11 protein-coding genes and 1 pseudogene are annotated in these 13,342 nt (G+C 56.9%); 8 read left to right on the plus strand and 4 right to left on the minus strand.

From position 1 onward, the window contains the following. Window positions 1–91: 91 nt before the first annotated feature. Entirely contained in the window at window positions 92–391 is a 300-nt protein-coding gene (locus tag FB598_RS01885; RefSeq protein ID WP_141912147.1) for a hypothetical protein, read from the minus strand. 568 nt (window positions 392–959) lie between these two features. Between FB598_RS01885 and FB598_RS20630 the strand changes: the two genes are divergently transcribed. Beyond that, on the plus strand, window positions 960–1,823 hold the full coding sequence (locus FB598_RS20630; RefSeq protein WP_183405763.1) for a hypothetical protein: 864 nt from the start codon (window positions 960–962) through the stop codon (window positions 1,821–1,823). 100 nt (window positions 1,824–1,923) lie between these two features. Here the strand turns inward: FB598_RS20630 and FB598_RS01895 are convergent, their stop codons facing one another. Together FB598_RS01895 and FB598_RS01900 are read right to left on the minus strand one after the other, a co-directional pair. Further along, window positions 1,924–2,253: an addiction module antidote protein gene (locus FB598_RS01895; protein ID WP_141912150.1), complete on the minus strand. Its 330-nt coding sequence runs from the start codon at window positions 2,251–2,253 to the stop codon at window positions 1,924–1,926. Beyond that, on the minus strand, window positions 2,250–2,573 hold the full coding sequence (locus FB598_RS01900; RefSeq protein ID WP_141912153.1) for a type II toxin-antitoxin system RelE/ParE family toxin: 324 nt from the start codon (window positions 2,571–2,573) through the stop codon (window positions 2,250–2,252). The genes FB598_RS01895 and FB598_RS01900 overlap by 4 nt, the downstream gene beginning before the upstream one ends. Before the next feature lie 164 nt (window positions 2,574–2,737). On the opposite strand from FB598_RS01900, the gene FB598_RS01905 reads away from it, so the two are divergent. The 4 genes and pseudogenes from FB598_RS01905 (at window position 2,738) to FB598_RS01915 (ending at window position 8,189) form a co-directional block, all read left to right on the plus strand. After that, window positions 2,738–3,598, plus strand: coding sequence for a site-specific integrase (locus FB598_RS01905; protein WP_183405762.1), 861 nt, complete (start codon window positions 2,738–2,740; stop codon window positions 3,596–3,598). Between the two features lie 61 nt (window positions 3,599–3,659). Further along, window positions 3,660–3,827, plus strand: a pseudogene (locus tag FB598_RS20855) (IS21 family transposase); the annotation flags it as partial. A gap of 643 nt (window positions 3,828–4,470) precedes the next feature. Then, a complete protein-coding gene (locus FB598_RS01910; protein WP_183405761.1) occupies window positions 4,471–7,449 on the plus strand; it encodes an NEL-type E3 ubiquitin ligase domain-containing protein in 2,979 nt (992 codons plus the stop codon). 413 nt (window positions 7,450–7,862) lie between these two features. Further along, entirely contained in the window at window positions 7,863–8,189 is a 327-nt protein-coding gene (locus tag FB598_RS01915; protein ID WP_141912158.1) for a plasmid stabilization protein, read from the plus strand. Window positions 8,190–8,378: 189 nt separating this feature from the next. On the opposite strand, the gene FB598_RS01920 is transcribed toward FB598_RS01915, so the two are convergent. Beyond that, complete coding sequence (locus FB598_RS01920) at window positions 8,379–9,521, minus strand: branched-chain amino acid ABC transporter substrate-binding protein (protein WP_141912160.1); 1,143 nt, start codon at window positions 9,519–9,521, stop codon at window positions 8,379–8,381. Window positions 9,522–9,725: 204 nt separating this feature from the next. On the opposite strand from FB598_RS01920, the gene FB598_RS01925 reads away from it, so the two are divergent. The 3 genes from FB598_RS01925 to rpiA all read left to right on the plus strand — a co-directional run bounded on the left by FB598_RS01925 (window position 9,726) and on the right by rpiA (window position 13,277). Further along, window positions 9,726–10,238, plus strand: coding sequence for an Lrp/AsnC family transcriptional regulator (locus FB598_RS01925; protein WP_141912163.1), 513 nt, complete (start codon window positions 9,726–9,728; stop codon window positions 10,236–10,238). A gap of 564 nt (window positions 10,239–10,802) precedes the next feature. Next, complete coding sequence (locus tag FB598_RS01930) at window positions 10,803–12,566, plus strand: cation:proton antiporter (protein ID WP_141912166.1); 1,764 nt, start codon at window positions 10,803–10,805, stop codon at window positions 12,564–12,566. Between the two features lie 39 nt (window positions 12,567–12,605). Next, complete coding sequence (gene rpiA / locus FB598_RS01935; protein ID WP_141912172.1) at window positions 12,606–13,277, plus strand: ribose-5-phosphate isomerase RpiA; 672 nt, start codon at window positions 12,606–12,608, stop codon at window positions 13,275–13,277. Window positions 13,278–13,342: the final 65 nt, after the last annotated feature.

Below are 13,342 nucleotides of genomic sequence, written 5' to 3' on the forward strand. Positions count from 1 at the left end.
CCGACTTCTTGTTCCTGCAGGATTGGATACGCTCAACCACCAGAGGGGAAGGGGAAAACGAGGTTCTTCTCATTTTGCAAGTATCCCTACTTCAAACCGTCTTAATGAGCCTGCCATTCCCTTTAAAAATGCTATGCAAGATGTGACCATCATAGTCCATTATGCGCGCCACCAATTGGCGCATGGTCTTGCAGAAGAATTGCCGGCCATCGGCACGTGTCCAGATGAAGGCCGCGCCCTTGCGCACAAGATTGCGCACGTACAGCGTCAAGCGAAGCTGCTTCCAGGGCACGACAAAGTTCGATGGCGCCAGCGGCTTGTGGGTGCGCTTGAAGTGCGCGAGGTAAGGCTGGTAAGGGAAGTGAAGCAATGGCAATTCAATCTGTTCCATGGTGTTCGCCTTTCAAGCTGACCGGGTTCCTAGATTCGGAGCCCCGCGTTGGGGTTGGTTAGAGCGGTCATGTTTGCGCTATGCCGCCGCCGTTTTCCCGAGTTCTTCGCCCGGTCATCGAATAGGCGGCGCAATAGGCTTTTGCTGCAAGGGGGAAGGTTTGTAAAAGCGCGGGGGTATGCGCTTTTACGAATACCCCCTTGCAGCAAAAGACGCGCCGCCTATCGTTGACCGATAAGGCGAGGAACTCAGGAAAACGGCGGTGCTTGTTCGAAGAGAGGACCGGGCTAACCGGATCGGCACTTGTGCCGACTGATTAGGGTGTACGGGGTTGTCGTTGATGTTGCGGTGAGTGCTTGCATGTGCTCGAACGCTCGCGCCGACCGCAGCTTGCGCGGACGGCGCGAGCGAAGCGAGCGCCTAGACTTGTACCTAGAACACTTAAGGAAAAAGAGAGAAAACACCGCTTTTGCGGGGAGTTGGGAAGTGACTTTGTAGGGACGTAAAAATACCCGGATCAGCGCGCCAACGCTGCCGGGCTCACACAACCAAGCATTTAGGAGGGATTGTGCTTACCGCGAGTATAGACAAGGCAGCAGCGAATGCAACTCTGAAAGCGTCTTTGGGTTCCTATTTTTCCGGAGTTGACGAACGCAGCTGGAAAACGCTCACAGTAACGGAATTTCCAAAGGGTATCGAGGTGTTTCTTGATGAGGGCTACCAGACATACAGCGATGGCCAGATATTTGACCACTCAACGGAAGCCGGGGAATTGCCCAAGCGCGGTGAGGGTGATCATGAGAAAGCTAAGGCCGTGGCGGCACGCCGCGCAAAGACAAAAGTGCGTAGGCTGGCGAAGATGTTGGAGGCTGATTGCCTGCTCACGTTGACCTATCGGGAGTGCATGACGGATTACGCACGGGTAGAGGCAGACTTTAAGGCATTCCGGGAGCGTCTGCGTACGCTGGGCGAGTTCCACTATGTCGCCACGTTGGAAGTGCAGCAGAGAGGTGCTTTGCATGTCCATATCGCATGCCAGCAGTTCCCCGCATGGTTGAAGAACGAACACGGTGTCCGGGTGCGGAGTTGGAACCTGATTCGTTCGATGTGGCGTCGTGTCGTCGGAAAGGACAATGGCAATGTTGATTTCACACGACCGCGTGGCCGTAACTCGGCGCATCGCATCGCCAGCTATATCAGCAAGTACGTCTCCAAGAATCTGGAAGAGGCGCGTTTCAACAAGAAAAGCTACTGGTCTTCAAGGGGCATCCCCAAGCCGAGGCAGTACAAGATTTACTTCAAGCCTGATACGGATACGTTCGACATCGTGGTGCTGGTGGCGCAGGAGTTCGCCATGCGTGGTTTCGGCGATTACACGCAATACTACGACCGGCTTAATTCGTTCTATTGGTTTGCTGCTGGAACGATCTAGACTTGGAGTGAATCCCGCCACATCTATGGTTTGCCTTCAGCGCCATGAATAGACTGCAGACAGAAAAGGAGAGTTCTCGATTTCAACGTCAGGGGCCATATCACACATGCACATGGTTTTCCGGCTCGACCGACAAGCGCATTCCCACTGTCTTGAGAACTGCCAGCAGTGTTTTCAGCGTCGGATTACCTTTCGGCGAAAGGGTACGGTATAGCGATTCACGGCTTATGCCAGCCTCAGCCGCCACCGCGGCCAGACCACCGTAAGCTTCCGCCACCGTGCGCAACGCCAGTAAACCAGCAGCACGATCATCCGGATTGTCGAGCGATTCCATTGCCGCCTTTAGATATTCCACGGCCAGTTCACGATCGGCACGCAATTCGGCCACCTCGCGGTCATGATGAGAGGTAGCTGCTTTCACTTTGTTCATGTTTGCCTCCGTTTCCATTCAACCCAATATTCCTTGGCCAGCTTGATATCCGTTTGCTGCGATTTCTTATCGCCACCGCATAGCAAAATAACAACTGCTTTTCCGTGCCGACCGCAATAAACACGATATCCAGCTCCAACATGCACGCGTAGCTCCATCACGCCATCCCCGACCGGTTCGCAGTCGCCGAAATTGCCGGCCTGTATCTGGCGCAAACGTATTCGGATACGGGCTTGGGCAATCTTGTCGCGCAACTTATCTAGCCAATCGGAGAGTGGTTCGTGGCCATCGGCACGCTGGTATCGGAACAATTCAATCATGCCCGCATTGTAACTTAAAAGCTACAGAATTTCTATGCTCAACTCGGGACGCCGTTAACGGTCACCTCCATTTCTCGGAATTTGAAAACATTGCTTTGTTCTCATGTCTTATGTTCCATTATGGAAATACTCTTTGGGGCTGTTTGGATGGAGATTGAAAAGTGATGGGCAGTAAAACATGGGACGATGCTGTCAATAAGTGGCTAGAGGATAAGGCTGACAAGCGGTCGTTGAAGTCCGACCAGTCGAATATTCGTTGGCTGAACAGGTTCCTTAGTGGGATTCCCCTGCGGGATATTGACCGCGAAGTTGTGGCTTCTTTACGTACGAAAAAAATCGCTAGTGGCGCATCAAACGCAACTGTCAATCGTATGCTGGCTCTGCTGCGAGCGATTTTGCGCATGGCTGTGATTGAGTGGGAGTGGATGCCGGCGGCTCCTCACGTGCGATTGCTTCGTGAGCCTGTTCGTCGGGTTCGCTTCTTGTCTCCTAAACAGGCTGTTCGGCTGCTTGCTGAACTTCCTCCCCATTTAGCTGCTATGGCTGCATTTTCACTTGCGACTGGTCTACGACGCGCCAACGTTACAGGCTTGAGGTGGGAGCAGGTCGATATGAAAAGACGGATAGCGTGGTTCGACGGGGAAGATATGAAGAACGGCAATCCGCAAACCGTCCCCTTGAATGACGATGCGATGCGCGTGCTGATAGCCCGGCATAGGACGCATCCAGTCTATGTGTTCACCTACAAGGGAAACAAGATCGTCCAAGCAAGTACAGCGGCTTGGTATAAGGCGTTGGAGCGTGCTGGGATTCAGGATTTTCGATGGCATGATTTACGCCACACTTGGGCGAGCTGGCATGTGCAAAGTGGTACTCCGCTTCTGGCGTTGCAAGAATTAGGGGGATGGGAGTCGGCTGAAATGGTACGTAGATACGCCCATTTTTCTCAACTTAATCTTTCTACTTTTGCAGCGAATCTTCCCACGATGATGCGGCCCTCTTGCGTTGAAATGAGCGAAATTTGAAATTCATCCAGCGACTTTTAGGTGAACATGCAATGCCCGCGTACGCGAACCCCAAGGGGGTTCTCCAAGCTCGCTCGATGACTTCACCGCCAGGCTCTCCGCTTGACTCAGTGCGGAAGCGGTCAACTCTCGGAAGCAAAGAAGAACCCTGAAACAGATGTTCCTGGACTTGAGAGAACTGGGAGATGAAGGGCCGTATGACCGGGTGGCTGCCCTCAGCAGGCAATGGGGGGGCAAATGGGGTGGGGGGCAAATCTGCGAGCAAATTAACAGTCCGCTCACCGATTGCTCGATCCATGGCATCTTGCAATGTCATGGCGTCCTTCTATTAAAAACGGAATTTGCGCGAAATGTGAAAGATGGCGGCCATCTTATTTTATAGAGTAGCGGCCTACCTTCCTCTATTACCCAGTGTGCGGAGGATATTTTGATCAATGAAAAAAGGCGCGTGTGGCAACACGACGCCAGGAGAAAATATGCGTCTCCCCCCCTTTTCGACCCTCCGATATCCAGGTCTGGCACGTACGCCTGATCAGGCAACGCCGCCGCTAGAGGAAGCTTCCTCTCCGCAGAGGCCCCTTGCGCAGAATGTACAGGCTGCGCACTCCGTCCCGGTCATCACGTTTGATATGGAGAGCGTGGAGCCAGGGCCATTCCAGCCAGAAACGTGGCGAAATCTGAGTGATGTTTCCGCTGGGGAGCAGCCTGCTGGGCCCTCGACGTCAGTGCGCCGTCCGCTACCGCAGGAAATGCCGCCAAGCGTTAGAGATGTCCTGCTAGGAGCGCGACCCTTGATGTCAGCGCAATGTCCATCGTCGTCAGAAACGCGACCAATCATTAGAGATCCCCACCAAGGCGAGCAGTCTCTTGAAATGAGGGGGCTGAGCGCGGGCAATGCGACGGATGCGATGTTCATGTCTCCTCCGGTAAAAAGAACCAACGGAAAGCCAGTCATCAGTATTGATTTGCTACGGAGAGTGAGGGACAACCCAGGGTTAATTCAAGGCGGCTTTGGTCCCAATACTCCACTGAGCGTGCTAGCCAGTTCATCAAGTACGCCACCCCATCCACTCGCAAGAGTTAAAAAACTGATACTTGAATATGCGGGGCGGCGAGGCACTTCTCATCATGAGTTACGCTGCACCCGCTTACTGGCAGCCATAGCCTGGACCCGCCATCAGTTCACTCAACCGTACGTTCCTGATATTGGGGAAGTGCGTCGGGACCTCAAGCAGAATTTGATGCGTGCATGCAGAGAAGGCATGGACGTCGAGGCTTTGACCGAAAATCTCCTGGAGCTTTGGCAGGATAATGCGAACGGTGGTAAATCGCCCGAGTTTTCGCAGGCTCACGTGCAACTCACCAGTGAAGTGCTCGCTATGCTAGGTACTCGAGTGAAGACGAAGAAGTTTCTGGACTCTCTGGTCGAGAGTTCAACGGCACCGCATGAACAAATTGGCAGTGGCTGCGATGAGTTTTATCGTTATGCCCTATACGCATGGGAGAAAGTCGCGCGGCAGGGCGAAGCAGGTATCCGTGAGCAAATAAGGGGTCAAATTCTAAGTATGAGGGACGGGGAACTGTATTTTTCAAAAATGGAGTTGCGTAGCCTGCCACTCCTGCCCGATCACTGCACCAAGCTCTACGTGGTAGGCTGCAGGTTGGGGCCGTTGCCGCCCTTTTCTGAGCGACTCACCAGATTTGCCCTAGTGGGCAACCAACTGTCTGAAATACCTACCTTGCCTGCGAGCCTCAAAGAATGTACCTTAAATGGCAACCAATTGGCTGTGTTGCCGGATTTGCCCGCGAGCACGAGGATGCTTGGCATGATGCTAGCAATCTCCCGTGAGTTTAATTATCTGGTCAGCGAATTCATAGCGTTTCCGGCCTTGCCTCCGAACCTCGAGCACCTTGAGATACATTGCACCCCGCTAACTGGGTTGCCGCTCTTGCCCGCAAGTCTCCGTAAGCTTTTTATAAATATAAAGGGTGATGAGTTGACGGCGTTGACGACGTTGCCCGCAAACCTCGAGGTCCTTACGATACATGGTGAGCAGCTAACGTTACCGACATTGCCCGAGAGCATTGGGTTCCTTGAGATAAATTGCGAGCGGCTAACTGGGTTGTCGCTCTTGCCCGCGAGTCTCAGTAAGCTTGATATACGGGGTGGCGAATTGACGACGTTGCCGCCGTTGCCCGTGAGCCTTGAGGTCCTTAAGATACATTTCAACCCGCTAACTGAGTTGCCGCCCTTGCCCGTGAGTCTCCGTAAGCTTGATATACAGAATGGCGAGTTGACGACGTTGCCGCCCTTGCCTGCTGGCCTCCACACGCTTCGTCTACGGGACTGTAGGTTGACGACGTTGCCGCCCTTGCCTGCGGGCCTCTACACGCTTTGTGTAGACGACTGCGACTTGACAGCGTTGCCGCTCTTGCCTGCGGGCCTCTACGAGCTTAATGTACGGGACTGCGAGTTGACGACGTTGCCGCCCTTGCCTGCTGGCCTCCACACGCTTCGTCTACGGGACTGTAGGTTGACGACGTTGCCGCCCTTGCCTGCGGGCCTCTACACGCTTTGTGTAGACGACTGCGACTTGACAGCGTTGCCGCTCTTGCCTGCGGGCCTCTACGAGCTTAATGTACGGGACTGCGAGTTGATGTTGTTGCCGCCCTTGTTGCCTGGGAGCCTCCGATTTATTTCCCTTCAAAACAACCGACTAACTTCCTTGCCGGAAAGTGTTTTCTCTCTGCCGCCAGAGTGCTCGGTGAATATTGAAGGCAATTCAATATCGGAGACGGTTCTGCAGCGGATGATGGAGATTACATCCGCACCAGGGTACAACGGCCCTCAAATCAGGTTTTCCATGGACTTGGACTCGGACAATGACTTGTCTATGGACTCCGGCGATGAGGGTTTTCAGGCGCGGGCTCTTCACGAGGCGGTTGCGGACTGGTTCAATAGCAGTGACCAGGTTCAGGAAGAAGAATGGCGAAAGCTCGGCACTGAACCTGGGGCAGAGGCGTTTTCACGGTTTTTGGATCGACTAGGACAATCCGTTAACTTCAAGGACAATCCTGAGGGCAAGGCTGCAGTTGCCAAGCGGCTATCCAAAGTCGCAGGAGATAGTAAGCTTCGAGCGCTTACCTTTGAGATTACCAAGGGATCGACCGCATCTTGTGAAGACCGGGTTGCGCTGGTTTATAACAGCCTAACGAATCTCTTTGATGCGCACGATGTCAGTGGCGGTGCGTATGACGGCAGGCTTGATGCGCTCGCCAAACTTGGACGTAGCGCATTTCGCGTGGATGCACTGGAGAAGATCTCTCGAAGGAAGGCTCAATCGTTGCGGTTGGTGGACGAAATTGAAGTCTACTTGGCTTATCGGGTCCAATTGCGTGAGCGGTTGGGCTTGCACACCGGTCTTGCAAAAATGAAATTCTTCCGTGTGTCGGGTGTTGGACAGAAGGACCTGGATGATGCTGTTACTGAGGTTCAAATGCGAGAGCAGGCCGAGTTCCCCCAGTACTTCCTCGTCGAATGGGCGCCTTGGGAGGCAATGCTGACCCGGCTCGACGCCAATTGGCGTGAGCGAGAGAATGCGATGTTGACGGATATGCTGCCGAACTTCGAGCAAGAAGTGAATATGAAATTGGCGGAGAGCGGTTTTTCCGAGGAGGATAACGATGCACGGATTCAACTAGGGGCCGCGGTGATGAAGGAGCATCAACTAAAGGCCCGCGTCCAAATCTCAAGAGGGGTGTTGGGCGCACGCGGAGAGGAGGCGTTCCTTGACGGGATTATAGGAACGAGTCGTTCAAGTGATGTGAGTAATGCTGATGGCCCCGGATGATTTGCCCCAGATGTGAAAAAGCCCGCTTGCGCGGGCTTTTTTATTGAAATTTAGTTTTCCGTAATTGTCTGAGACGTTGCCGGACTTTGCTGAAGCGCGAAACTTGATTACGAATCAGTTGCTCTACCAACTGAGCTACATCAGCGCAAGGGCGGTATTCTATCAAAAACTTCGGTTTCGCCAATACTTCCTCTGCATCTATCGCCAATTCGGTGGCGCAAATCCATGGAATGGCCTCGCATGCGCGTCAAAACCGGGGAATTCCGGCGATACGGGCGGGGGGATTGGCCATGTAGTCCTGCGCCTGCAAGGCGCGTCCCCATTTCTGACAGCAGGATCAGCGGCCGGAGGATGGCCCGGGCATCGCTTGCTTTCTATGATGAAGCATCGGAGTGCAGATTAGGGAGATTGTCATGCCGCAGACCACATGGAGCAATAAACGTGAACGCCAGTATCAGCACATCAAGTCCAGCGTATTGAAGCGCGAGGGCAATGAAGAGCGGGCGGAAGAGATTGCGGCGCGCACCGTCAATAAGGAGCGTGCGCAACATGGTGAGGCCAGGCAAGCCAGCAGGACGTCGACGCAAGACCTGGCGCCATCCCGGCGAGGCGGATTGCGCTCGCACAAGGGGGCTGGCGGCCGCACTTACCGCCAACTTTATGCCGAGGCAGCCCGCGCCAATATCAAGGGGCGTTCGGCGATGAACAAGGCGGAACTGGAGAGGGCGCTGAGGCGCTGATGGCGACCGCGGCATGAAAACGGATGGAGGATGCCCGGTTTGGGCGGTGTCGCCCCTGTTGACTGAAACCATGCCGATGCAAAAAAACGCCCCCGGCAATATACCGGGGGCGTTCTCATTGTTGCTGTGCGCCTTGCAATCAGGCCGGCTTGCCCGGTTCCCCGAAAGGTTGCGGGCAAGGTATGGCGATTACTTGGTCACCGCCAGCAAGGTGCGTTGGCCGCCCTTGTAGGTGTACAGGGTCAGCGAACCGTCCTTGATGTCGCCCTTGGCGTCGAAGGCGATGGTGCCGGTCACGCCCTTGTGGTTGGCCTTGGCCAGTTCCGGCAGGTATTTCTTGGGATCGGCCGAGCCGGCCTTGGCCATGGCGTCAGCCACGGTCATGGTGGCGTCGTAGGCGTAGGCGGCGTTGTAGACCACGTCGATGCCGAACTTCTTCTTGTAGGCAGCGCGGAAGTCGTCCATGCCCTTCTTGCCGGCCTCGTCGACGCCGCCGGCTTCAGCGCAGACCACCTGGTCGTCGCCCAGGCCGTCACCGGCCAGGCCCGGCAGGGAGCCGGTACAGATGCCGTCGCCGCCCATGAACTTGGCGGTGATGCCCAGTTGCTTCATCTGGCGCAGCATCGGGCCGCCGACCGCGTCCATGCCGCCGAAGAACACGACTTCAGGCTTCTTGGACTTGATCGAGGTCAGGATGGCGTTGAAGTCGGTCGCCTTGTCGTTGGTGAACTGCTTGCCGACGATGGTGCCGCCGGCGGCTTGCGCGCCCTTGGCGAATTCTTCAGCCACGCCCTGGCCGTAGGCGGTGCGGTCGTCGATCACGGCGATCTGCTTGGTGCCCAGCTTCTGCACCGCATACTTGCCCAGCGCGGCGCCCAGTTGCGCATCGTTGGCCACCACGCGGAAGGCGGTCTTGAAGCCTTGTTGCGTGTACTTGGGGTTGGTGGCCGAAGGCGAAACCTGCGGGATGCCGGCGTCGCTGTAGATCTTGGAGGCGGGGATGGTGGTGCCCGAGTTCAGGTGGCCGATCACGGCGGCGACCTTCTGGTCGACCAGCTTGGTGGCGACGGCGGTGGCTTGCTTCGGATCGGAGGCGTCATCTTCGCCGATCAGTTCGAACTTGACCTTCTTGCCGCCGATGGTGAAACCCTTGGCGTTCAATTCATCCACGGCCATGCGGGCGCCGTTTTCATTGTCCTTGCCCATGTGGGCGTTGGGGCCGGAGAGCGGACCGACGTGCGCGATCTTGACGACTTCCTGGGAATAGGCTGCACCAGCGAAGGCCAGTCCGATAGCTGCGGTTAATGGAATAATTGCGCTCTTGAGTTTCATAAAATTCCTCTGTAGATTGAATTGACCATTTTTGATGTTTTGTCTCACTACTCAAGCTTTATCCAGATCCTTGTTGCGGGGATTGGGCGGCCCGCTTTTGCTTTCGTCCCCGACTTTCTGAATAATGCAGACGGTACAACATAAGATTCGGCTTCGCCAAGTTTTTTTTAGCGGCTCGCCTAAAAATTTCCATATCATTTGCCCATGCCCGCCAAACACCATACGCTCGACAAGGTTGATCGCAAGCTGCTCAACATGCTGCAGAAAGACAATCAGATCTCGACTCGCGTGTTGGCCGAGAAACTGCATATTTCCCAGCCGACCTGCTTGCGCCGTATCCGGGAGCTGCGGGAGGCGGGGATCATCAGCGCCGAGGTGGCGATGGTCGACCCTTTCGCCCTGGGCTACGGCATGCTGGCCTTCCTGGAGATTTCGCTGAATAACCAGTCCGACCAGCACATGCAGGACTTCGAGCAACGCATGGCCAAGGAGGCCGAGGTCATGCAGTGCTACTTCGTCTCGGGCGAATACGACTATTTCCTGGCGGTGCATGTCATCGATATGGATGCCTATTACCAGTTCGTGCGGCGCGTCATTTCCGGCTCCGGCAATGTGCGCCATTTCCAGTCGCGCTTCCCGATGAAGCGCGCCAAGTTCACGACGCGTATCGCCTTCGATGAAAAGGCGGCCGAAGTACTGGTGCGCGTACCGGGCTGAGCCGCCGTCGTGGCCGGTAGCCCGGCCCAATACGCGCGAACCTTGTTTAGCAGTTTTCATGCCTGCGTGGAGCAGGCCTTTACTGCCTGCTTGCCCGCTGGAGTGATCATCATTTGAGCGGCCATGGCCGTCATGGCCGCCGTATGGCCGAGGATGCGGGCGCCAGAGCGCCGCGCCGGTTGCCCCGGTACGATGCGCCGTTGCGGCCGACAAGCCTCCTGTGTTATTTTCGAGGCATCCGATGGCGTTGCCGGGCGACTGTTCTGCCCGGCATTGTCATTCAGGCCATACGCACCAAGAGCGGACGCAGATCAGCAGAACCAGTCGCCAGCCGCGCCGGCATCAGCCGAACCATCCAGCATCATCCACCTTGTGCGGCGCAACAGCCGTATCCCAAGCCGCGTCAGGAGCCGAGCTCCGGATGCAGAGGGAGTGTTGCCCATGCAGCAAGCGGAAATGCGGGGCGCCGGCGCCTGATGGTGCAGCGCCGCTGCAAAGTGGCGCATGTCCGGACCGCGACAAATTTGGCAACCCTTACCTGAAACCGAAAGGAAACCCCGCACGATGCACGAAGTCGAGCTATTCATCCAGGACATGGCGATCATCATGCTGATCGCCGGCATCGTCACGGTGCTTTTCAACAAACTGAAGCAGCCCGTGGTGCTGGGATATATCGTGGCAGGCGTGATCATCGGCCCGCATACCCCGCCGTACGACCTGATCCAGGATGAGAAGACCGTGCACATCCTCTCCGAGCTCGGGGTGATCTTCCTGCTGTTCTCGCTGGGGCTGGAGTTCAGCCTGAAAAAGCTGGCCAAGGTCGGAGCCACCGCCTTCATCGGCGCTGCCGCCGAGATCCTGCTGATGATCTGGATCGGCTACGAGATCGGCCTGTATTTCGGCTGGAAGCGCATGGACGCCATCTTCCTGGGCGCCATGCTGGCGGTATCGTCCACCACCATCATCGTCAAGGCCTTGAACGAGCTGGGCATGAAGAACGAGAAATTCGCCCAGATCATCTTCGGCATCCTGATCGTGGAAGACATCCTCGCCATCGGCATGATCGCCTTGCTGTCGGGCATCGCCACCAGCGGCTCGGTCAACTCGGGCGATGTCTTCACCACCGTGGGCAAGCTGGTGCTGTTCATGACCGTCTCGCTGGTGGTGGGCATCCTGGCGGTGCCGCGCCTGCTCAACTTCATCTCGCGCTTCAAGAGCAATGAGATGCTGCTGGTGGCGATGCTGGGCATCCTGTTCGGCTTCTGCCTGCTGGTGATGAAGCTGCAGTACAGCGTGGCGCTGGGCGCCTTCCTGGTCGGCGCGGTGATGGCCGAATCGCGCCAGCTGCACCGCATCGAGCGCCTGGTCGAACCGATCCGCGACATGTTCTCCGCCATCTTCTTCGTCGCCATCGGCCTCATGTTCGACCCCAACGTGCTGGTCCAGTACTGGCAGCCGATCACCGTCATCACCCTGGCGGTGGTGTTCGGCAAGCTGTTCAGTTGCGGCATGGGCACCTTCCTGGCCGGCCAGAGCGGGCGCACGCCGATGCGCGTGGGCATGGGGCTGGCGCAGATCGGCGAGTTTTCCTTCATCATCGCCGCGCTGGGGGTGAGCCTGAAGGTCACCAGCGAATTCCTGTACCCGATCGTGGTGGCGGTTTCCGCCGTCACCGCGTTGTTGACGCCGTACCTGATCAAGGCCGCCGATCCCTTGTCGGCGAAGGCGGTCTCGCTGGTGCCGTCCAAGGTCTCCAATTTGCTGGGCATGTATTCGCGCTGGCTGGAAAGCCTGCAGCCGCAGGGCGACCGTGCCGAGCTCTCCAAGATCATCCGCCGCATCCTGATGCAGGTGCTGGTCAATCTGGCGCTGGTGATCGCGCTCTTCCTGGCCGGCGCCTTCTTCGTCGACGGCTTGAGCAAGTACCTGTCGGACTGGACCCCGGATCCCGACGTGCAAAAGGCCATCATCTGGGGCTGCGCGCTGGTGGTGTCGCTGCCGTTCCTGATCGCCACTTACCGCAAGCTGCAGGCGTTGTCCATGCTGCTGGCCGAGGTCGGCGTCAAGCCGGAGTTCGCGGGAGCGTATACTTCGGGGGTGCGGCGCGTCATTTCCGAGATCCTGCCCATCATGTCCATTGTCGGCATCATGTTGCTGATCTTCGTGCTCTCGGCCAGCATCCTGCCGCCGCTGAACCTGCTGGCGTTCGTGCTGGCGGGGGCGGCGGGGCTGTTGTGGCTGCTGTGGAGCAAGCTGGTCAAGCTGCATTCGCGGCTGCAGATCGCCCTCTTCGAGACGTTGGACGAGCAACCCGAGGACGTGCACTGACGCCGCCATACAAAGTATTTATTACCTGACTGAAAAATCATGACGCAAGATGAACTGAAACAAGCGGTCGCCAAGGCCGCGATCGAATATGTGGTCGATAGCGAGATCATCGGCGTGGGCACCGGCTCCACGGCCAATTTCTTCATCGATGAGCTGGGCAAGATCAAAGACCGCATCAAGGGCGCCGTGGCCTCGTCGGAAGCCACGGCCGAACGCCTGCGCTCGCATGGCATCAAGGTGTTCGACCTCAACGACGTCGACACCATGCCGGTCTACATCGACGGCGCCGACGAGATCAACGCCGCTGGCGCCATGATCAAGGGCGGCGGCGCGGCCTTGACGCGCGAGAAGATCGTCGCCTCGGTGGCGCAGAAGTTCGTGTGCATCGCCGACGGTTCCAAGCTGGTGGAGGTGCTGGGCAAGTTCCCGCTGCCGGTGGAGGTGATCCCGATGTCGCAGGCGGTGGTCGCCCGCAAGCTGGGCGCGCTGGGCGGCGAGCCGCGCCTGCGCGTCAAGGACGGCAAGCCGGTGGTGACCGACAACGGTTGCTACATCATCGACGTGGTCGGCTTGTCCATCACCGAACCGGCCGATATCGAAGACAAGATCAACAATATCGTCGGCGTGGTCACCAACGGCCTGTTCGCGCGCCAGGGCGCCAATGTCTGTCTGCTGGGGACGCCGGAAGGCATGAAGAAACTGGAGTTCTGACGTACTTCCTTGTCGCCACCGGAATTGAAAAAGGCCGTGTCCTCAATGGACACGGCCTTTTTCGT

This window comes from Herbaspirillum sp. SJZ106 (genome assembly GCF_006715495.1).
GTDB lineage: Bacteria > Pseudomonadota > Gammaproteobacteria > Burkholderiales > Burkholderiaceae_D > Herbaspirillum.

Bases quoted from the DNA above. Each gene is read 5' to 3' on its own strand.
- FB598_RS01895 (WP_141912150.1), bottom strand. From the start codon at position 2,253: ATGAACAAAGTGAAAGCAGCTACCTCTCATCATGACCGCGAGGTGGCC.
- FB598_RS01910 (WP_183405761.1), top strand. From the start codon at position 4,471: ATGAGGGGGCTGAGCGCGGGCAATGCGACGGATGCGATGTTCATGTCT.
- FB598_RS01920 (WP_141912160.1), bottom strand. From the start codon at position 9,521: ATGAAACTCAAGAGCGCAATTATTCCATTAACCGCAGCTATCGGACTG.
- FB598_RS01915 (WP_141912158.1), top strand. From the start codon at position 7,863: ATGCCGCAGACCACATGGAGCAATAAACGTGAACGCCAGTATCAGCAC.
- rpiA (WP_141912172.1), top strand. From the start codon at position 12,606: ATGACGCAAGATGAACTGAAACAAGCGGTCGCCAAGGCCGCGATCGAA.
- FB598_RS01900 (WP_141912153.1), bottom strand. From the start codon at position 2,573: ATGATTGAATTGTTCCGATACCAGCGTGCCGATGGCCACGAACCACTC.
- FB598_RS01925 (WP_141912163.1), top strand. From the start codon at position 9,726: ATGCCCGCCAAACACCATACGCTCGACAAGGTTGATCGCAAGCTGCTC.
- FB598_RS01905 (WP_183405762.1), top strand. From the start codon at position 2,738: ATGGGCAGTAAAACATGGGACGATGCTGTCAATAAGTGGCTAGAGGAT.
- FB598_RS01930 (WP_141912166.1), top strand. From the start codon at position 10,803: ATGCACGAAGTCGAGCTATTCATCCAGGACATGGCGATCATCATGCTG.
- FB598_RS01885 (WP_141912147.1), bottom strand. From the start codon at position 391: ATGGAACAGATTGAATTGCCATTGCTTCACTTCCCTTACCAGCCTTAC.